22 protein-coding genes are annotated in these 20,516 nt (G+C 45.9%); 3 read left to right on the forward strand and 19 right to left on the reverse strand.

What is annotated here, in order from left to right; all coding sequences use genetic code 11:
• Window positions 1–57 precede the first annotated feature (57 nt).
• The 16 genes from D7Y06_RS07305 to D7Y06_RS07380 form a co-directional block, all read right to left on the reverse strand.
• Window positions 58–1,215, reverse strand: coding sequence for a phosphopentomutase (locus tag D7Y06_RS07305; RefSeq protein WP_120407149.1), 1,158 nt, complete (start codon window positions 1,213–1,215; stop codon window positions 58–60).
• A gap of 128 nt (window positions 1,216–1,343) precedes the next feature.
• Window positions 1,344–2,147 carry a SpoIIIAH-like family protein gene (locus tag D7Y06_RS07310; protein ID WP_120407150.1) on the reverse strand — a complete coding sequence of 268 codons (804 nt, stop codon included), beginning with the start codon at window positions 2,145–2,147 and terminating at the stop codon, window positions 1,344–1,346.
• Window positions 2,144–2,731 carry a stage III sporulation protein AG gene (locus D7Y06_RS07315; RefSeq protein WP_120407151.1) on the reverse strand — a complete coding sequence of 196 codons (588 nt, stop codon included), beginning with the start codon at window positions 2,729–2,731 and terminating at the stop codon, window positions 2,144–2,146. The genes D7Y06_RS07310 and D7Y06_RS07315 overlap by 4 nt, the downstream gene beginning before the upstream one ends.
• A 9-nt stretch (window positions 2,732–2,740) precedes the next feature.
• Window positions 2,741–3,277: a stage III sporulation protein AF gene (locus tag D7Y06_RS07320; RefSeq protein WP_158591308.1), complete on the reverse strand. Its 537-nt coding sequence runs from the start codon at window positions 3,275–3,277 to the stop codon at window positions 2,741–2,743.
• A gap of 13 nt (window positions 3,278–3,290) precedes the next feature.
• Window positions 3,291–4,436, reverse strand: a complete 1,146-nt coding sequence (locus tag D7Y06_RS07325; protein WP_120407153.1) for a stage III sporulation protein AE — start codon at window positions 4,434–4,436, stop codon at window positions 3,291–3,293.
• Window positions 4,433–4,816 (reverse strand): stage III sporulation AC/AD family protein, encoded by a 384-nt coding sequence (locus tag D7Y06_RS07330; RefSeq protein ID WP_120407184.1) that lies wholly within the window; start codon window positions 4,814–4,816, stop codon window positions 4,433–4,435. Before D7Y06_RS07330 ends, D7Y06_RS07325 begins: the two co-directional genes overlap by 4 nt.
• Before the next feature lie 13 nt (window positions 4,817–4,829).
• The gene (spoIIIAC, locus tag D7Y06_RS07335) at window positions 4,830–5,024 is read right to left on the reverse strand and encodes a stage III sporulation protein AC (protein WP_120407154.1); all 195 of its coding nucleotides are present in this window, start codon (window positions 5,022–5,024) and stop codon (window positions 4,830–4,832) included.
• A gap of 17 nt (window positions 5,025–5,041) precedes the next feature.
• Window positions 5,042–5,554, reverse strand: coding sequence for a stage III sporulation protein AB (locus tag D7Y06_RS07340; protein WP_120407155.1), 513 nt, complete (start codon window positions 5,552–5,554; stop codon window positions 5,042–5,044).
• Window positions 5,548–6,438 (reverse strand): stage III sporulation protein AA, encoded by an 891-nt coding sequence (gene spoIIIAA, locus D7Y06_RS07345; RefSeq protein WP_120407156.1) that lies wholly within the window; start codon window positions 6,436–6,438, stop codon window positions 5,548–5,550. The genes D7Y06_RS07340 and spoIIIAA overlap by 7 nt, the downstream gene beginning before the upstream one ends.
• A 94-nt stretch (window positions 6,439–6,532) precedes the next feature.
• Entirely contained in the window at window positions 6,533–6,709 is a 177-nt protein-coding gene (gene rpsU, locus D7Y06_RS07350) for a 30S ribosomal protein S21 (RefSeq protein WP_120407157.1), read from the reverse strand.
• Window positions 6,710–6,880: 171 nt separating this feature from the next.
• On the reverse strand, window positions 6,881–9,541 hold the full coding sequence (gene alaS, locus D7Y06_RS07355; protein WP_120407158.1) for an alanine--tRNA ligase: 2,661 nt from the start codon (window positions 9,539–9,541) through the stop codon (window positions 6,881–6,883).
• A gap of 21 nt (window positions 9,542–9,562) precedes the next feature.
• Complete coding sequence (locus D7Y06_RS07360; protein ID WP_120407159.1) at window positions 9,563–9,712, reverse strand: vanadium nitrogenase; 150 nt, start codon at window positions 9,710–9,712, stop codon at window positions 9,563–9,565.
• 114 nt (window positions 9,713–9,826) lie between these two features.
• Complete coding sequence (rnhA, locus tag D7Y06_RS07365) at window positions 9,827–10,312, reverse strand: ribonuclease HI (RefSeq protein WP_120407160.1); 486 nt, start codon at window positions 10,310–10,312, stop codon at window positions 9,827–9,829.
• Window positions 10,309–11,052, reverse strand: a complete 744-nt coding sequence (locus tag D7Y06_RS07370; RefSeq protein ID WP_120407161.1) for an MBL fold metallo-hydrolase — start codon at window positions 11,050–11,052, stop codon at window positions 10,309–10,311. The genes rnhA and D7Y06_RS07370 overlap by 4 nt, the downstream gene beginning before the upstream one ends.
• Window positions 11,053–12,357 carry an amidohydrolase gene (locus D7Y06_RS07375; RefSeq protein ID WP_120407162.1) on the reverse strand — a complete coding sequence of 435 codons (1,305 nt, stop codon included), beginning with the start codon at window positions 12,355–12,357 and terminating at the stop codon, window positions 11,053–11,055.
• The gene (locus tag D7Y06_RS07380; RefSeq protein ID WP_120407163.1) at window positions 12,354–13,187 is read right to left on the reverse strand and encodes a purine-nucleoside phosphorylase; all 834 of its coding nucleotides are present in this window, start codon (window positions 13,185–13,187) and stop codon (window positions 12,354–12,356) included. Before D7Y06_RS07380 ends, D7Y06_RS07375 begins: the two co-directional genes overlap by 4 nt.
• A gap of 127 nt (window positions 13,188–13,314) precedes the next feature.
• Here D7Y06_RS07380 and D7Y06_RS07385 point away from each other — a divergent pair, with 127 nt between their 5' ends.
• A complete protein-coding gene (locus tag D7Y06_RS07385) occupies window positions 13,315–13,986 on the forward strand; it encodes a hypothetical protein (RefSeq protein WP_120407164.1) in 672 nt (223 codons plus the stop codon).
• Window positions 13,987–14,191: 205 nt separating this feature from the next.
• Window positions 14,192–14,779 (forward strand): hypothetical protein, encoded by a 588-nt coding sequence (locus D7Y06_RS07390; protein ID WP_120407165.1) that lies wholly within the window; start codon window positions 14,192–14,194, stop codon window positions 14,777–14,779.
• A gap of 69 nt (window positions 14,780–14,848) precedes the next feature.
• Here D7Y06_RS07390 and D7Y06_RS07395 read toward each other — a convergent pair whose 3' ends face one another.
• Window positions 14,849–15,058: a LysM peptidoglycan-binding domain-containing protein gene (locus D7Y06_RS07395; RefSeq protein WP_243119152.1), complete on the reverse strand. Its 210-nt coding sequence runs from the start codon at window positions 15,056–15,058 to the stop codon at window positions 14,849–14,851.
• Window positions 15,059–15,318: 260 nt separating this feature from the next.
• Between D7Y06_RS07395 and D7Y06_RS07405 the strand changes: the two genes are divergently transcribed.
• Window positions 15,319–19,641: a 2-hydroxyacyl-CoA dehydratase gene (locus D7Y06_RS07405; protein ID WP_120407166.1), complete on the forward strand. Its 4,323-nt coding sequence runs from the start codon at window positions 15,319–15,321 to the stop codon at window positions 19,639–19,641.
• Window positions 19,642–19,733: 92 nt separating this feature from the next.
• Here D7Y06_RS07405 and D7Y06_RS07410 read toward each other — a convergent pair whose 3' ends face one another.
• Together D7Y06_RS07410 and D7Y06_RS07415 are read right to left on the reverse strand one after the other, a co-directional pair.
• On the reverse strand, window positions 19,734–20,150 hold the full coding sequence (locus D7Y06_RS07410) for a PIN domain-containing protein (RefSeq protein ID WP_120407167.1): 417 nt from the start codon (window positions 20,148–20,150) through the stop codon (window positions 19,734–19,736).
• Window positions 20,134–20,391: a hypothetical protein gene (locus D7Y06_RS07415; protein WP_120407168.1), complete on the reverse strand. Its 258-nt coding sequence runs from the start codon at window positions 20,389–20,391 to the stop codon at window positions 20,134–20,136. Before D7Y06_RS07415 ends, D7Y06_RS07410 begins: the two co-directional genes overlap by 17 nt.
• Between the last annotated feature and the right edge of the window lie 125 nt (window positions 20,392–20,516).

A 20,516-nucleotide genomic window follows, 5' to 3' on the forward strand; every position in this document is an offset into this window, starting at 1 on the left:
AAATCGTCTGGGCAAAGCCTGCAAACGATTTTATTTTATACCAGGGCCAAACTATTGTCAATTGTGAAAAATACTCTCTCCCTGGCATTTGGGCTTTAATCCAAACAGAGAGAGTACCGTGGCCGCAATATCGCAAAATCCTTCCCTTGTGCCAAAATCCTTCCCGGAGGGTATGGATTTTCCCACCATCAGAAGGGGGGTATATTCCCTGGAATGGTCTGTGGAAACCGTAGATGGGTCACAGCCATGGTCGGCAGTTATCATCAGCACGTCTTCTTCCCGCATCCTTGCAAGTAATTTTGGAACCTGCTGGTCAAAATAAGTCAATGCCTTTGCATATCCGTCCACGTCGTTTCTGTGTCCATAAAGCATGTCAAAATCCACTAAATTAATAAAGCAGAGTCCCTCAAAATCCTTTTCCATGTATTCTAAGGTCTTTTCCATCCCTTCCTCATTTCCCGCCGTGCGCACAAATTCCGTAATTCCCCGCTCTGCAAAAATGTCCACAATTTTCCCCACGGAAATCACATCGTATCCCTCTTCTTTTAACTGATCCAACATGGTAATTCCCGGGGGCTCCAAGGAAAAATCATGGCGGTTTTTTGTCCTGTAAAACCTCCCTGTCTCCCCGGCAAAAGGCCTTGCAATCACCCTGCCAACCCCATGTTCGCCCTTTAAAATCTCTCTTGCCGTACGGCAGTAATCATACAAGGTTTCCACCGGGACAATTTTTTCATGGGCGGCAATCTGAAATACGGAATCCGCCGAAGTGTACACAATCAAATCCCCGGTGTTCAGATGCTCTTCCCCATAGTCTTTGATAACCTCCGTGCCGGAATAAGGTTTGTTGCACAAAACCCCCCGCCCCGTTTTCTTTTTAAACTCCCCTATCACAGATTTTGGAAAACCTTGGGGATATGTGGGCAGAGGAGCGTCAGAAACCACCCCTGCAATCTCCCAATGCCCGATGGTAGTGTCTTTTCCCTTTGACAGTTCTTTCATACGGGCAAAGGAGCCGGCAGGCGCCGCCTCCCTCTCCCCGATATTTACCCCTTCTATGTTAAAAAAACCAAGTTTCCGCATATTCGACATGGAAAAATACATGCTCTTTGACGCAGCGGAAAGGGTATTGCTCCCTGCATCCCCGTAAAGAGCCGCATCCGGCATCTCTCCGATTCCCACGCTGTCTAACACAATTAAAAAAATTCTTTTCATAATATGCCTCCTTTTCACTGCGTTTTAGTCATTATAGCACAAATCCCAAAAAAGAGCCACAACATCACAAGTATGATTCAATATAACAGATAAAGGACACCCCCATGGGAGCGTCCTTTTCAAAACTTTTATTTTAGCACTTCCGTCTCTGTCCCTTCCGTGCCCTCCGCCGCCGGAGCTTTAGAGTCGCCGGCATTTGAGGCCGTGGTCTCTATGGGGGTGATAATAATATTTTCCCCGCTGATATTGGTTTTCCTCTTTACAATATCTTCAATCTGGGCTCTCTTTGCATCTGTCACATCCCCCATATTAAGCACCACGTCCGCCGCATTGTCCGTAATGCTTACCACAACATCTGTAAAGCCTTTGGCCTCCAGAAGCATTTCCGCCGCTGCCTCCCGCTCTGCAATATCCGTAAGGGTAATCATCTGGTCAACTGCCGACTGTTTCTGCTCATCCGTAAGATTTGCACTGTTTACAATGCCAAGGAGAGTCTCCTTATTTTTTGCCCGGACCTGCTCTCTGTTCAATTTCATCTCAGCCGCAAAATCCACATTGTTTATGGTGGAGCTTGTTAACACGGCTTCCCCGGGATTTTCCTCTCCCACGGCCTGGGCATCCGCCCCTGCGTCCACGGCTTCCCCGGCAGCTTCATTTTCTACCGTTCCTTCCAGATTTTCTCCCAGGGCTACATCACTTCCCGCCTCCGTGGACTGGGCTGTTTCCAGTCCGTCTCCCGTGTCGGTAAAAATATCCCCCTCCAAAATAGGGTCGTCGGAAATCTCAAAATTATCCTCCGACAAATCCATTGCTGTGTCTGTCTTTGCCGTGCCGTCAATGTTGCTTCTGGTATAACTCACATATCCCGCAACAGCAATCATAAGTGCCAGCGCCGTAATAATGACCTGGTTTTTCTTCCATCCTTTTTTCACTGTCTTTCCTCCTGAATATTCATCTTAACTACTTTAATTCTATTCACATCAATTTGGAATAATGCCATCACGGCATCAGAAATATTCTGTTTCACTGCCGTTTTGTCTGCTCCCTGGGCAACCACCAGGACTCCGGCGATTTTCGGAGTCTTTTCACTTCCCACAAAGGGCTCCTTCCCCCGGTCTGCGTCCTGGTATACTGTTTCCATATGTACCTCACGGGTTTCTTCTGTGGTATTTCTGCCCTCCGCCCCCTCCTGTACCCTTCGGGAGGTGCTGTCTGCATTGTCCTTTTCCACCACGCTCTCCCCGTAATTTTCCAATGTAATCATCACCTCCACCCGCCCCGCCCCCTCAATTTTGGACAGTTTGTTTTGAAGCCTTCTCTCTAAGCTTTCCGCATAGCTCTCCTCATTCAGAGAAACATTTTCCTCCCTCTCCTCCAAGGTTACTTCCCTGTCTCTTTTTTCCTCCGTTGGAATGGCAATTACCATAAGTAATATTCCTGCCAGAATCAAAATTGTCCACTGGGTCTTATCCCACTGTTTAAAGGAATGATTTTTAAAAAAACTTTTAAAGTCCACCTTTGCCCCCTAAGTCCAAATCTTAATATTTTCTATCTCTAACTGATAAAATTCCATTATTCTTTCCCTAAGCCTGTCAAGAGCCTCCTCCCTAGGCTCTCCCGCCAGGCTCCCCTGTATCACCGTAAAATCCTGATCCTTTTCCAGGTCAATACCTATACGCTCGATTTCAAAATCCTGGCTCAAATCCACCCTCACATCCAAAACCTCATATCCCGCATCCTCCGCCATGGCTTTTATGTCAGCTCCGATTACCTCCTCATAGCGTTCCCTGTATACCTCCTCCCCTAAAAAATCCAAGTTCTCCCTATCCGCCTTTATGCTGTCTAATTCCTGCCAGAAGGTGTCGTAGGCTATCTTGTCAAAAAAGTCGGTATCGCTGCCAACCAGCTTTAACACCGGCATCAAAAGAGTAATCACTAAAACAAATTCTACAAAAAGCGAAAGATACCTCCTGTACTCCTTTTTTGCCGCCAGGGAAGACAGCACCGTAAAAAACAGAAATACCATGCTGTAGTTTTTCACCCAGCTCACCAATCCCTCCATAAAACGCCCCCTTTTAAACATTGAGATTTGTGGCTGCGGAGCACAGGGCAATGGTGAGGAAAAACAGCATCATACAGGTGCTTATCACCTTTAAATACAATACGGCTCCCCCGGCAATGCCGCTCATCCCCCCGGCAATGCGCTTGTCCGCCACGGGCTCTAACACTGCAGCCAGCAATTTATATAAAAGAGCCATAACGCTCATTTTTAAGTAGGGCACAGCGCAGAGAAGCACTAAAACCACAAGGGCTGCCGCCCCCACGCAGTTTTTAATCACAATACCGGAACTGATAAAAATCTGCCCCATGCCGCTCATCACATTGCCGATTCCCGGCAGCATCTGTACCGTCTTTGCAATGCTGTTGCCGCTTAGCATATCTATAGCCGGAGCTACCATTCCCTGGATAATATTAATCCCCAGAATAAAGGAAGCGGAGACTTTCAGTAGCAGTTTCACCCCATCGTAGATTAACTCTGCAAGGCGTTTAAACCGCTCCTCTTCCGTGAGATGGTTTAAAAACTCCACCAGAACATAAATCTTTATCAGGGGCATCAAAAAATACCGCAAAATCCATTCCACCAGAAAAATCGCCCCAAAAATCATACTGTACACCGCCCCGGAGGAATTTAAGTTCAAAGTAAAAGATATTGCCAGGCAGTAGGTGGGAAGAAACACCTTCATAAATTCCAGCATATTTTCCACCGTGCGGACTACCGTCTGGTTCAGCTCAAAAAAGGACCTTAGCAACAGCGCCATAAAAAAACAGTATACAATCAGAAAACACACCTCTGAAATATAGGTGCCGGAAAAACTTTTGGCAAAATTCTTTAACACAGAAAAAGCCAGGGACAAAACAATAATCTCCAAAAACAGGGTCCTGTTTTCCTGAAATCCCTTTAACAAAATGTCCTTAAGCCAGTCCCCCACTTTTTCATAGGGCAGTTCTTCCCCGGATAACAGGGCTTTCACAAGCTCACCAAATGATATATTTTCCACTTCTTCCGTATTCTTTAAAAACTCCCCGATATCTGAAAAATCCAATTCTTCTATAGATTCCCCTGGGTCTGTCCCCCACTCCGGCTCTCCTCCCCATGCCGTGGTATTTTCCACAAACACCCATGTAAAACAAAGAATAAGAAACCAAACCAGTTTTTTCACAGCAGTTCCCCAATGGTTTCCATAAAGGCCAGAATCACCGGCATGCTGATAACCAAGATAGAAAGCTTTGCAAAAAGCTCAATCTGCCCCGCAATGGTCTGGCAGCCGGCGTCCTTGCACAGGTTTACTGCAAATTCCGCCACATAAGTAATCCCTATCATCTTTAAAATCATGGTGAGATACACCGGGTCCAAATGAATCATATCCTGGATTTGTTCCACGTAATCCAGCAAAAACGTAAGCTTGGACATCACATATAAAAATACGCAGATACACACTGCCAGATTGATATAGTACCCGTACTCCGGTTTATAGTTCTTTAACATCTGGGACAAAAGCACCGCAGTGATTCCCAAAATGCTGATTTTTATAATATCCATATCCATCCGTTCCTTATAATGTAAATAACTCCTGCATGGTTTCAAATAATTCCAATATGTAGGGAATCACCCACAAAAGCACGATAATAAGCCCTGCCAGGCTGGTTAAAAAAGCGTGTTCCTCCCGCCCGCTCTGTTTTAGGACCTGGCTCAGCACCGTAACTAAAATCCCCACCGCCGCTATTTTAAAAATCAAATTTACACTCATATGCACCTCAAATATCCTTATAGTAGCAGAATCACCAAAAACAGCCCGCTTAAAATACCCACACAGCGATACAGCTTCTGCTTCTCCTTTTTTTCTTCCACCACCTGGGCAATCTGCTTTTCCAGACGGAAAAAATAAATTTCACAGGCTTTGGTACTGCTGCTCTCCATGGACAGCGTCCTGGCAAGACTTATAAGGATTTCCCGCTCCTCCTGGGAAAACAAAAATTCCCCCTTCCTCTTAAGAAATCCCTTCTCCCAGAGATTGCCCACATCAATTTCATGGTTTTCTTCCATCTCCCCTGCGATACCTTCCAGTAATTCCCCATAGAGCCTGTCTCTCCCCCTGGCGCAGCGCCTTAACATCTCGCCGTAGGGGAGTTTTAGCGTTGTTTTCAAAAGCTCCATCTGAATAAAAATCCCCTGAAAATCCGAGAGCTGTTTTAAATGCCGGTTTAACAGCAGTTTCAGGGAATTGCCAAAGCCCGCCGTGCCTATCACTACCAAAAAAACTCCCGCTGCCTTTAACATATATTCTTTAACTCCTGGTCAAAGACCGAAAAACTTCTCCTGCCCCTGTCATCCTTTTTTAAAAATATGTAGCGCTTAAAAAGCTGTTCATTTATGCATGTCCGGATGGAGGGCTTTCTCTTAAGGTCCGCCAGTTCTCTCCCATGGACTGTGCCAAAAATCTGGCATCCCGACAGGGCTGCCTGGCGCAGCATAATTCCATCCTCCTCCCCCCCTAGCTCGTCTACCGCAATGATATCCGGGGACATGCTTCTTAAGGCCAAAAGCATCCCTTCCCCCTTGGGACAGCCGTCAATCACATCTGTGCGCCTTCCCAAATCATTCTGGGGGATGCCCAGATGGCAGGCGGCTATTTCTGAGCGCTCGTCTATGACGCAGACTTTTTTCCCCTCATCCCCTCCCCCGGAAATCTGCCGGATACAGTCTCTTAAGTAAGTAGTCTTTCCCACTCCCGGCGGAGATACCAAAAGGGTATTGTAAAACTCCCCGTCCCTGTAAATCCAGGGAATCAAAGCCCCGGCGCATCCCTTATTTTCTCTTGCCACCCGGATATTTAAAAAACGGATATTAACCATATGGGTAATTTTCCCCTCCAGGAGACGTACTTGTCCCGCAAATCCAATTCGGTGCCCCCCTTCAATGGTGAGAAATCCCTGGCGCATTTCCTCCTCGTAGGCATAAATGGAATATTTGCTGATAAATGTCAGCATTTCCTCAATGTCATCAGGCAAAATGCATTCTGAAAGCCACAGGTTTTCTTCCCTGCACCGAAGCTCGATTGGTTGTCCCACCCGGATTCTGATTTCCTCAATTACGGGATTCTTAAGAACAGGCGCCAGTTTATCCCGAAACCTGAGGGGCATTATCTGTGCTAAATTATCCATGTCCTCACCTCTTTGTCTAAATATATGTGGGAACTTTTAAAATAGACCAAAAAAAGAAGAAGTTCATAATGAACTTCTTCAGAATGGTTTTTAATTAATTACTTTTGCGTTTCCTTGCTGCCTCTGACTTTTTCTTACGGCGAACGCTGGGCTTTTCGTAATGCTCTCTCTTACGAATCTCCTGCTGAATCCCGGCTTTTGCACAGTTTCTTTTGAATCTGCGTAAAGCACTATCTAAAGTCTCATTTTCTTTTACGATAACATTTGACATAGTCTCACACCTAACCTCCCTCCAGTTGCTGATTGTGCATTTTCAACTGTTTGGGTATATTTTTTTGCACTAATAAAGATTATATCATAAATTTTCCATTCGTCAATATTTTTTTGAAAAAAATTTGATATTTCTGGGAAAAAAATGTATAAAGCTGTTTTTTTGCCATATTTAAGACAACTGTCCCTCCAATACGGAACTCACTTTCCCTAAGGCATCCTCTATCCCGGCTGGATTTTTTCCTCCCGCCTGGGCCATATTGGGACGGCCGCCGCCGCCTCCTCCTACAAGGGCAGCAATTCCCTTAATCAGGTTTCCGGCATGGGCTCCTCTCTTCATGGAATCTTCCGTGGCCATGGCAATGAGGTTTACCTTGCCCTCATTTTCCGATGCCAGGACTAATACGCCTTCCCCCAGCTTATCTTTTAACTGGTCGCCAAGTTCCCGGAGTCCGTTCATATCCACGCCGTCTGCCCGGGCAGCCAGAAGTTTTACCCCTTTTATCTCTACAACCTGATTCATCACATCCCCTAAGGCATCCTTTGCCGCCTTGCTCTTTAAGGATTCATTTTCACCCTGGAGAGCCTTAAGTTCCTTTAAGAGATGTTCCACTTTTTCCGGGACATCTGCCGGGCTCGTCTTTAACAGTTTTGCCGCCTGAGATAGTTCTTCCTCGATTTTGTCATAATATGCAAATACCCCTGCGGAAGTAATGGCCTCAATCCGGCGAACCCCTGCTGCAACACCGGATTCCGATATGATTTTAAAGGCAGAAATCTTTGAGGTATTGTCCACATGGGTACCGCCGCAGAGCTCTGTGGAAAAATCTCCCATGCGCACCACACGAACCCTGTCCCCGTACTTCTCACCGAAAAGCGCCATAGCCCCGGTCTTTTTTGCCTCCTCCAAAGTCATAACCTCTGTCACCACAGGAAGGGCTGACTCAATTTTTTCATTTACTATGATCTCGACTTTTTTCATCTCCTCCGGGGTCATAGCCGAAAAATGGGTAAAGTCAAACCTAAGCCTGTCCGCATTTACATCGGACCCTGCCTGCTCCACATGGGTTCCCAAAACTTCCCGAAGGGCTTTTTGAAGCAGATGGGTGGCGCTGTGGTTTTTTCCGATAAGTGCCCGCTTGTCAGCATCTACGGAAAGCTCAACTACATCCCCTGTTTTCACCATGCCCTTTGTGACTTTCCCGATGTGGCCCACTTTGCCCCCAAGCATTTTTACGGTGTCGCTGACAACAAACTCAAAGTCTTCTGTGCGGATCATACCCGTATCTGCATTCTGGCCTCCCATGGTGGCGTAAAAGGGCGTCTCCTCCACAAAGATGGTTCCCACATCACCCTCTGAAAGGGCTTCCGTAATCTCTGTCTCCGTGGTTAACACCGTCACTTTTGATTGATACACAAGATTATCATATCCCACAAATTCTGTGGTAACGGAAGGGTCAATGGACTCGTAAACCGTCACATCAGCTCCCATATAATTTGTGACTTTCCGCGCTTTTCTAGCCTTCGTCCGCTGCTCTTCCATCGCCGCCTTAAAACCGGCCTCATCTATGGTAAATCCTTTTTCCTCCAAAATCTCCGATGTCAAATCCACCGGGAACCCATAGGTATCGTAAAGCTTAAAGGCGTCCTCCCCGGATAAGACTTTCTCCCCTTTCTCCTCCATGGTTTTCTGCATGTCAGAGAGGATGGTAAGGCCCTGGTCAATGGTTTTATTAAACTTCTCTTCCTCCTGGGTTAAAACCCGGAAAATAAAGTCCTTTTTCTCCTCAAGTTCCGGATAGCCGTCCCTGCTCTCTTCAATTACCGTCTCGCTTAATTTTGCCAGGAAAGTCCCTTCTATCCCAAGCATTCTTCCGTGCCTTGCCGCCCGGCGGATAAGCCTGCGCAGCACATAGCCCCTTCCTTCGTTGCTGGGCATAATCCCATCGGAAACCATAAAGGTGGAAGAACGGATATGGTCTGTAATCAGCCGGATGGACACATCATCTATGGCGTCGGTTTGATACTTTTTATGGGACATCTCACAGACTTTATCCCGAATGGCTTTCATGGTGTCAATATCAAAAACGGAATCCACATCCTGCATCACCACCGCAAGACGCTCAAGTCCCATTCCCGTGTCAATATTTTTCTGGTCCAACTCTTCGTATCCACCTTTTCCGTCCCCGTCAAACTGGGTGAATACGTTGTTCCACACTTCCATAAAACGGTCGCAGTCACATCCCACCTTACAGTCCGGGCTGCCGCATCCGTATTTTTCCCCTCTGTCATAATAGATTTCAGAACAGGGGCCGCAGGGGCCGGCGCCGTGCTCCCAGAAATTGTCACATGCCCCGGTTTTTGGGTCGCGGTAAAACCGGGTAATCTTTTCCGCCGGGATGCCAATGTCCTTGTTCCAGATTTCAAAGGCCTCCTCATCCTCCCCGTAAATGGACGGGTACAGCCTGTCCGCAGAAAGCCCTAACACCTCCGTTAAAAATTCCCAGCTCCAGGCAATGGCCTCCTTTTTAAAATAATCCCCAAAAGAAAAATTCCCCAGCATCTCAAAAAATGTCAGATGCCTTGCGGTCTTCCCCACATTGTCAATATCTCCGGTACGGATACATTTCTGACAGGTGGTAACTCTCTTTTTCGGGGGAATCTCCTGCCCTGTAAAATAAGGCTTTAAAGGCGCCATCCCCGCATTAATCAACAATAAACTGTTATCATTGTGAGGCACCAGAGAAAAGCTCTTCATGGCAAGATGCTCCTTGCTCTCAAAAAAATCCAGATAAGTCCTGCGCAGTTTATTGACTCCAAACTTCTGTTCCACAACAAATTCCTCCAAAATCTATTAGTCTTGTGCCCTTGTACTTAATTCATCCGCTGTCTTTGCATCTTTGCGGTCCCTTAGTTTCTTCCCTGTAAACAGGCCTAATGCTGCCACAACTACCATGACTGCCAATGTAATTACATACCTTAATAACGTTGCGATGAATGCCATATATCTTCCTCCTTGTTTTCAAACTCATGTCAATACACTCTAGTATAGCATATCCTGAAATTTTTTACAACTTTTTGGAAATGAATGTTCATTTTTATTCCGATTGCCCTGTTCTTAACCGTCCATAGTAAAATTTTCATCCTCTAAAAGGCCATCCCCCTGGGCTGCCGCCGTAGCTAGGGCGTCACAGCGCTCGTTTTGTGGATGGCCGTCGTGTCCCTTCACCCAGTGGAATTTCACAGTATGGGGCTCTTTTGCCGCCAGGAGGCGCTTCCACAAATCCACGTTTTTTACCGGCTGCTTATCCGACTTTCTCCAGCCCTTTTTCACCCATCCCTCCAGCCAGTGCTGGTTAAAAGCGTCCACCACATATTTGGAATCGGAGTACAAATCGATTTCGCAGGGGCGGTTTAGGGCCTCAAGGGCAATAATCACCCCCATAAGCTCCATGCGGTTGTTGGTGGTGTTTTTGTATCCGCAGGAATATTCCCTGGTGTGTAAGATTCCCTTGCTGTCCACAAACTCCGCCACCGCCCCGTATCCTCCGGGTCCCGGATTCCCCCTTGCCGCCCCGTCTGTGTAAACCGTCACTTTTGTCATAGGTCAAACACCTCGTTTTCCCCTGTAATCTCAGCAATCCTCCCGGAAAACATGGGGTTGCTGATGCGGGACAAATAACTTTTCAATACAGAATAATCCTGCCACATATGCATGGGGAACACATATTTTGCATTGACATTTTTCAGGAAATAGTCGATGCCAAGGCAGGCGTGCTGCTCTAACCTTGGATCTAAAGGGACAAAGGCCGCATCAATATTGTAGGGTATGAGTTTCTTAATCTCATGCTGGTACGCCCTTGTCTCTTTTCCGTTGATTAAGTCTCCGGCCCCCTCCCATTTCCACAGATTCAAATCCCCGGCATGGTAAATATATTTCCCTTCGATAAAAACCAGGTATGCCACCCCTGCGTCTGTGGAGCGGAGGGTGGTAATTTCAGCCTCCCCGGCTTTGTATTTCTCACTGGGGCTTACAAAAGTTATTTTCTCCTTTATGCTGCCCTCAATGCCGTTTCTGGCCAGGTAATTTTTCCCCAGGCGGATATCTTTGGATAAGATATACCTTATATTCGGCTTTGCCCACCTTAAAATTTCCAGGTCAAAATGGTCTTTGTGGCTATGGCTCGCAAAGACGTAAATCTCTTTATCCTCCGGTAATTCCGGCAGATTCCCGGTAAAAACATAACCGCTAAACTCTCCCTTTTTCACATAGTCAAAAATCAGCACGCTCTTGTCAAGCTCCACCACAAAACAGCTGTGGTGCAAAAATGTCACTTTAAACATCTATTTCATCCTCCCAATAATTTCATTGGCTTTGGCGTAAACCTCCTTGGGGTCAATCCCTATGAAAAATTCTCCCTTTTCATACAAAATCCTTCCGTTTACCATGGTAAGGGCCACATTGCTCTTGCTGCCGGAATACACAATGTTTTTCACAAAGTCATTTTCCGGCTGCATATTCGGCTGGTTTAAATCGATTAAAATTAAATCCGCAAACTTCCCCTCCTCTAAGGAATCGCAGTCAGAGAGCTCCATAGCCCTGGCCCCCCCTGCCGTTGCCATATAAAGCACTTCCTCCGCCGGCACCGCAGCCGCATCCCTTTCCCTTACTTTTGCAAGGCCCGTTACCAAAAACATTTCCCGGAACATATCCAAAGCGTTATTGCTGGCAGGTCCGTCGGTGCCTATTGCCATGGAAATCCCTTCTTCTAAAAACCGGGCCGTGGGGGCGGTTCCGCTGGCAAGCTTTAGATTGGAGGAGGGGTTTGTCACCGCCGTCAATCCCCTATTTCTAAAAATTTCAAAATCTTTTTCCTCAAAGTAAATGCAGTGGTATCCGCCCCCGCCAAAGGCATACATGCCAAGAGCCTCCGTAATTTGGGTGGGGGTCATGCCGTAACGCCCCCTGCACTCCTTTACCTCTTTTTCTGTCTCGGAGTTGTGGAGCCACACCGGGGATTTTAATTTCTCCGCCAGCTTTGCCACCCCCTCCATAAGTTCCCGTCTGGTAGTATACTCCCCGTGAAAGCCTAAAAGGAAGGTGGTAAGCTCACTCATTTCATTTACTATGCGGTAATCCTCCTCCAAAAGGGATAAGGACCTGGTAAAATCGTTTAACCCACTGGTCTGCACGGTGCGGAACCCGCACTCCGCCGAAGCCTCTGCAATTTCCATGGGATTTAAGTACATATCAAAGTTGGCGGTAATCCCGCTGGTTAAATACTCCATAATCCCAAGCTTACAAAGATGGCGGATATCCCCCGGCATAAGCTTTGCCTCCCTGGGAAAAATCTGGTTATAAAGCCAGTCCTTAAGGGGCATATCGTCTGCAAAAGAACGCAAAAAAGTCATGGCGGAATGAGTGTGGGCATTTTTAAACCCGGGCATAATTACATATCCCCTGGCGTCTATCTCCCTGTCCCAGATGATAAAAGGCTCATCCAGTCTTTGATACACCCCGTCCAAATCCTTTCCGTCCCCCAGATAAACGATTTTATTCCCCTTTACCCAAAGCTCCCCCTCTGAAATCTCAAAACTGTGGTTTTCTTTTGTGCGGAGAATCTTTCCATTATAAAAACGTATATTCATAAAATCTCCCCCATGCGGCAGATAGACTCATACACCAGTTTCCGAAAATCCGGGGCCACCCTATCCGCCGTCTCCTGAATCTCTGTATGGGCCAGGGGGGTGGGGGTAATGCCTGCGGCCATATTTGCAATACAGGAAATCCCCACAATTTTCATTCCCATGTGATTTGCCGCAACGGCTTCACAGGCAGTGCTCATCCCAACGGCCCCAGCCCCTAATGTGCGGCACATAGCCACTTCCTCCGGGGATTCGTACTGAGGCCCTGTCATCTGGATATACACCCCCTGTTTTAAGGGAATGTTGTTTTCTAAAGCCGTCTTTTTTACAATGGTCTGCAAATCCTCATCATAGATATGGCTCATATCCGGAAACCTGGTTCCAAGCTCTTCTATATTCGCCCCCACTAAGGGAGAGGGGACAAAACTTGCAATCTGTCCCGTGATTAACATAAAATCCCCTGCTTTCATCCCCTGCAAAATCCCACCGGCAGCATTGGTCAAAAACAAAATCTCCGCCCCCAAAAGCTTCATCAGGCGGATGGGAAGCACCACATCCTCCATGGGATACCCCTCGTAATAGTGGACCCTGCCCTGCATACAAACCACAGGCACCTCCCCCACATATCCAAAGATAAATCGCCCGGCATGTCCCGCCACCGTGGACACGGGAAATCCCTCTATATCGTGATAGTTAAGAGTCGCCTCAATCTTCATCTCATTGGCAAAATCCCCCAGGCCGGAGCCTAAAACCAGCCCAATTTTAGGCGTAAAATTTATCTTGCGCCTTACGTCCTCTTTGCATCTTAACAGTTTTTCATATATTTTATTCATAAAACACCTCCCATACCATATCTATTTTAGCATATTACTTTTGAAAAGTCATTCATATTGACAAACCCTGATGAAATGGGTATCCTAAAGAAAGATACCGTTAATATGGAAAACAAAGGAGATTTCTATGAAGAACACAAAAAAAATACTGCTGCCCCTGCTTCTTGCAGTAACGCTTCTATTTGGAGGGTGCGGCAAAAAGTTTGACCCAGGCAATTATGTTAAAGCATTGTTGGACAACTCTTACAAAAATGATTCCACTGCATTTGTAGAGCAGGAAGTGGGCACCAAGGAACAGGCGGAGGAATTGTACAACGAGGGAATTAAAAACGAAGTGGACGCCATGTTATCCCAGACATCTGTCTCAGACGGCCTCGCAGAAGAATACACTTCCCTTATGAAAGACATTTTTAAAAGCGTAAAGTATACCATCGGCGAATCCAAAAAACAGGACGACGGCTCCTATGAAGTGGAAGTAACCTATGAGAAAATGAACATTTTTGCCCCTGCGGTAGAAATTTATATGGATAATTTAAATACTTACACGGAAGAAATTGCTGCGGCAACTGAGGATACGACAGAAATCCCTTCCGAAGAAGAAATCAATGAAAAAATATTTACCATTTTAAAAGATGCCTTAAAACAAAGCCTTGACAATGTTACATACGAAGGGGAAGCCACCATTACCATGCATGTGGAACTAAACGGCAATATGTACTCCGTAAATGAAGAGGACTTAAAAAATATGGAAATGGCTTTGTTCGACATTGACGCCTTTAACGACGCTTTGTCCCAGTAGAATTGTACAACCATTCCCTCCGCCGGGAACCCGGGGAGGGGATGGTTGTTTTTGTTTATTCCATATCCTTGCAGGGCAATTAATAAATTCCCAAAATCTGCCGATATACTTTTTATAGATATATAAAAGTCTGCATATTTGTTCAGGGAAGAACACCCTCCGGGTACAGGAAAATTCCGGGGCGGCGCAAAAAGGAGGAAAATCTATGTATATGAAACTTGGAGAAGCCCAGCAATTATACCGAAACCAGCGCCAGGCGCTGATTAACCAGCGAAAATTACTGATACAGCGCAGGGATGATTTAAAGAAAAAGAGCGTGACAGAAAGCGATAAGCAGCGTTACTCCGAAGAGGCCGCCACTTTAGAACTGTCCATCCGGGAGGTAAATAAACAGTTTGATGAAAATCAGGAAGTTTTAGACGGTCTGATCGAGCAGCATGCCGCTATATGGAATGCGGAAGTGGCAAGGCAGCAGGGAGATGCCATGCAGGAGGCGGCTGTGGATTTAGCCAAAATCATGGAAGTGGCAAGGCGGATTTCCAGGGGCGCCATAGTTCCCCTAAAGGATGAGCAGAAAGTCATGGACTACAGTATGGAACTGTATCTGGCATCCAAAAACATGGCCGTTATGAACGCCCAGAAAAAGAAGGAAGAATACGATTCCCTCTGGGAGGATGAAGATAAACCGAAAGAAGAATATGACCCCCAGGGCAAAGCAGATAATACAACTGTAAATATTGACATACCGGAATTATTTACTCCTGAATCATCCGGGGAAATATCTGGAGAATAACCAAACTTAACAAAAAATATAGTTTAATTGCCCTATCCGCTGTTTTATGGATAGGGCAATTTGGAGAAGTTACACTAGGGGATTGCGCATGGAAACAGGTATGCACAGTTCATCCCCAATGGTGAGATTATAAATATCCACATAGGGATTGGCATACATAATTTTCGTCACGCTGACATGGTATTTTTTACTCAACTGGTAAAGTGTATCCCCTTTTTGTATAATATGGATAATTCCCCTGCACTGCTGCATCATATTCATATCGCCCTGGTCCTGCAACTTTTACCTCCCGAGAAATTTGTGAAATCTATTCCTTTTATTATATTCCATTTCCTGTTTTCTGCCACAACCCCCTGATTATTTTATTAGACGGCTAAATGATTTTCTCTCGGTTTGATAAATTTTATCAATTCTTCCTGATTTCCAAAAAAATGTATTTGTAATTTGTCGCCTGCTGTCGTATAATACAACGTTGTAACTAGAATTTTCAGGCATATATTATAATAGGAAATCATAAAACAATAAAAGGTGAACTGATCATGGAAAAAAATCATGTAAACAAACTTGGTGTTGACATTGGAAGCACTACTGTAAAAGTTGCAGTTCTGGATGAAAAAAATAAGGTTCTGTTTTCTGATTATGAGCGTCATTTTGCCAATATCAGAGAGACCCTTTCCGGACTCATAACAAAAGCATTTGAAAAACTGGGGGATTTAAAACTTTCTCCCGTGATAACAGGCTCCGGTGGACTGACCCTTGCCAAACATCTTGAGATACCATTTGTTCAGGAAGTTGTGGCAGTCTCCACTGCCCTTTCCGACTATGCCCCCCAGACAGACGTAGCCATTGAGCTTGGGGGGGAGGATGCCAAAATTATTTATTTTGAAAACGGCAATGTGGAACAGCGTATGAACGGCATCTGTGCCGGAGGTACAGGATCCTTTATCGACCAGATGGCATCTCTGATTCAGACGGACGCAGCGGGGTTAAATGAATTTGCAAAGGATTACAAGGAAATCTACCCCATCGCAGCCAGATGCGGGGTATTTGCAAAGACAGATATCCAGCCTCTGATTAACGAGGGGGCCACCAGGGAAGATTTGTCCGCCTCCATATTCCAGGCGGTGGTAAATCAGACCATCAGCGGCCTTGCCTGCGGTAAACCCATCCGGGGGCATGTGGCATTTCTTGGAGGGCCTTTGCACTTCCTCTCCGAATTAAAAGCCGCATTTATCCGCACCTTAAAACTGGATGAGGAGCACACCATAGCCCCGGAACACTCCCATCTCTTTGCCGCCATTGGTTCCGCCTTAAATTGTAAACCGGAATCCATAACAAGCCTTGGAGAATTAAAAGAAAAATTATCCCATGAACTCCACATGGAATTTGAGGTTGCAAGAATGGAACCCCTCTTTGCCCACCAGGAGGAGTATGACGCATTTTTAAAGCGCCATCAGGGGAAAAATGTAAAGACAGGGGATATTTCTACATACCAGGGAAATTGTTATCTGGGAATTGACGCCGGAAGCACTACCACAAAAATTGCTTTAATCGGCGAGGACGGCTCTCTTTTATATTCCAATTACCAGAACAATAATGGCAGTCCCTTAACCGCCGCCATCGGATTTATAAAAGAAATATACAGCAAACTTCCCCAGGGGGCAAAAATTGCCCATTCCTGCTCCACCGGATACGGTGAAGCCTTGTTAAAGTCTGCTTTAATCTTAGACGAAGGAGAAGTGGAAACTGTTGCCCACTATTATGCCGCCGCATTTTTTAACCCAAAGGTAGACTGCATCTTAGATATCGGCGGACAGGATATGAAATGCATCAAAATCAAAAATCAGACCATAGACAGCGTACAGTTAAATGAGGCATGTTCCAGCGGATGCGGTTCTTTTATTGAAACCTTTGCCAAATCCTTAAATTATTCTGTGCAGGATTTCGCAAAAGAGGCTTTGTTTGCCCAAAATCCCATTGACCTTGGGACCCGCTGTACCGTATTTATGAACAGCAAAGTAAAGCAGGCCCAAAAAGAGGGGGCAAGCGTGGCGGATATCTCCTCCGGCCTTGCCTACTCAGTCATCAAAAATGCCCTTTTTAAAGTGATTAAGCTCTCAGACGCCAAGGATTTGGGAGAGCATATCGTTGTCCAGGGAGGTACTTTTTACAACGACGCTGTTTTGCGGAGTTTTGAACAGATTTCCGGCTGTCAGGTCATCCGCCCGGATATTGCAGGGATTATGGGGGCATTTGGCGCAGCCTTAATCGCAAAGGAGCGCTATGAGGAGAACCCTGAAAGCCATATGCTTTCCATTGATGAGATTAACAGCCTCACCTTTGAGACGGAGCTTACCAGATGCCAAAAATGTACCAATCACTGTCTCCTTACCATCAACCATTTTTCCGGGGACAGAAAATATATTACGGGAAACCGCTGTGAACGGGGTCTTGGGGAAGAGGTGAAAAAAGAGGAGCTTCCGAATCTCTTTGCATTTAAAAATCACAGAATATTTGCCTACCCGCCCCTGGCCAAAGAAGAAGCTGTCCGGGGAACCGTGGGAATTCCAAGGGTACTTAATATGTACGAAAACTATCCCTTCTGGGCCGTATTTTTTAAAGAGTTGAAGTTCCGCGTCCTTCTCTCCCCCCAGTCCACAAGGAAGGTTTATGAGATGGGCATCGACTCCATTCCCAGCGAATCGGAGTGCTATCCGGCCAAACTTGCCCACGGGCATATTTCCTGGCTGATAGGGAAAAAACCGGACTTTATTTTTTACCCCTGCATTCCCTTTGAGCGGAACGAATTCCCTGACTCCAACAACCACTACAACTGCCCCATTGTAACTTCCTATTCGGAAAATATTAAAAACAATGTGGATGAAATCTCTTCCGGGCAGATGCGTTTCTTAAATCCTTTCTACACTTTTGGAAACAAGGAAGCCCTTACAGAAGAGCTGATAAAAACCTTTACGGAAGAATTTTCCATTCCAAAAGAGGAAATCTCCGCCGCCGCTGCCGCCGGGTGGGGGGAAATGGCAGCCGTAAGGAAAGAGATGCAAAAGAAAGGGGAAGAGGTTTTAGCCTACTTAAAGGAAACCGGAAAACGGGGCATTGTCTTAGCCGGCCGGCCCTACCATGTGGATTCTGAAATTAACCATGGCATCCCGGAACTGATTACCTCCTACGGCATGGCAGTGCTCACTGAGGACGCCGTATCACATTTACATAAGGTGGAACGCCCTTTAATCGTCATGGACCAGTGGATGTACCACTCCAGGCTTTATGCCGCCGCTAACTTTGTAAAAACCCAGAACAACCTGGATTTAATACAGTTAAATTCCTTTGGCTGCGGATTAGACGCCGTGACAACAGACTGTGTCAGCGACATTTTAAGCAAATCCGGCAAAATATATACCTGCTTAAAAATTGATGAGGTAAACAACTTAGGGGCGGCAAGAATCCGAATCCGCTCCCTCTTAGCCGCTATACGGGTGAGGGAAAAGAAGGAACGGGAAGAAAACAGAAAAATTCTTCCCTCCAATTTTAACCGGGTGGTATTTACGGAGGAAATGCGGAAAAACTACACCATCCTCTGTCCCCAGATGTCCCCCATACACTTTGAGCTTTTAGAGCCGGCTTTCCGTTCCGCAGGATACAACCTGGTTGTCCTGGGGAATGACACCCGCTCTGCGGTGGACGTGGGGTTAAAATATGTAAACAATGACGCATGCTACCCCTCCCTTATGGTGGTGGGACAGATTATGGACGCGGTTTTGTCCGGGAAATATGACATGGAAAAAACCGCCGTGCTTATCTCCCAGACAGGGGGAGGATGCCGGGCCTCAAACTATATCGGATTTATCCGCCGGGCCCTGGAAAAAGCCGGATACGCCCATGTACCGGTAATCTCCATTAACTTAAGCGGCTTAGAAAAAAATCCCGGCTTTAAGCTCACGCTTCCGCTGATTCAGCACGGACTTTACGCCCTGGAATTTGGAGATATTTTTATGCGGTGCCTCTACCGCACCAGGCCCTATGAGGAGGTAAAAGGCTCCGCCAACGCCCTCCATGAAAAGTGGAAGAAAAAAGTAATTGCATTTATCTCCCAGAAAAAAATCCTGTCCCACAAGAAATTTAACCGCATGTGCCGGGAGATTATCAGGGACTTTGACACCTTGCCCATAAAAAATGAGAAAAAGCCAAAGGTGGGTGTGGTAGGTGAAATTTTGGTAAAATTCCTCCCTGCGGCAAACAACTACCTGGTGGAGCTTTTGGAGTCGGAAGGGGCGGAAGCCGTTGTTCCGGACTTAACGGACTTTCTGCTCTACTGCTTTTATAACCAGATTTTCCAGACGGAGCACCTGGGCAAAAACAAAAAGGCTGCAAAAATTGCACGCCTTGGCATCCGTTTCCTGGAGTGGGAAAGAAGCGCCGCCAGGGCCGCCTTTGAGGAGAGCAGGCATTTTGACCCCCCTGCCAGAATAGAAACCCTGGCAGGATACGCCTCCCACATTGTCTCCCTGGGGAACCAAACCGGGGAAGGCTGGTTTTTAACGGGAGAAATGTTGGAGCTGATTGAAAGCGGCACAAACAATATTGTGTGCACACAGCCCTTCGGCTGCCTGCCAAACCATGTGGTGGGCAAGGGGGTAATTAAAGAGCTTCGGAAGGAACATCCCCTGGCCAACATTGTAGCCATAGACTATGACCCGGGAGCCAGTGAGGTAAACCAGTTAAACCGTATTAAACTTATGCTCTCCACCGCCCAGAAAAACTTAAATCTTCAGAGCAATTCAAAAACCATGAAGGTGATGCAGCAGGCGGAAACAGGAAAAGTGGGAGCGCACAGTTACCAGTAAATTTCCATATGCGGGTCTGCCCATAAAAACAGCCGGATATCTTCCTGTGGGAAGGTATCCGGCCGTTTTTTCAAGTCTTTTTGATACTGCCGTCAAAGATTGTATTTAACTAAAAAATCCGATGGTATGACTGCAGGTATGTTTGAGTTTGAAAAATCGTCAGTATTCCGGGTGATGATATAGTCTGCGTGGTTTTGTGCAGCACATTCATCCTGCAGGCAATCCTCAAAATCAGAGAAGCCATTTCTTTCTAAGGCATGTCGCACATTTTCATGACTGACATCTGCCACCCGAAGAAATTTCAATATTCCAAGAAGTAAACGTCTTCGGTTTTCAGCGGAATAAATTTTCCGGAGAATATAAAATATATTTGAAATGGAGTGTAATGCAATACATCCGCTTATCTTTTTGGATGCACAAAGAGATAACACATGATTGGATGATTCATAAAATGCTTCACGTTTTTCCAGCACATCCAAAATAACATTGGTATCAATTAAAACGAGCATGCTTTTCCTCCCTCATTTCCTCTAGTTCTTTTTTATAATCGAAATCAGCAGGCAATGTACCTGCAAAAGACTGTAATACACGGAATCCCTCCATACTTTCAGAAGTATCAACGGAATTTTCCGAATGCTCTGTTTTTCCGTCTTGATGAATCCATATGGAACGAATGAAATCATATAAGGATTCAAGGGATTGTTCTGGCATTTGCCGGAGCAGGATGATGGTTTTCTCTAAAGTTGACATAAAAAATCCTCCTTCTATTTTTTATTATACGGATTTTGGTTAATTGTATGATTTTCTAAAGCATATCACGAACAAAAATGAGAATCAATAAAATATCATCCTAATTTTAATATGTTCAAAATTCT

It is taken from the genome of Roseburia sp. 1XD42-69, assembly GCF_003612565.1.
Classification (GTDB): domain Bacteria; phylum Bacillota; class Clostridia; order Lachnospirales; family Lachnospiraceae; genus Roseburia_B.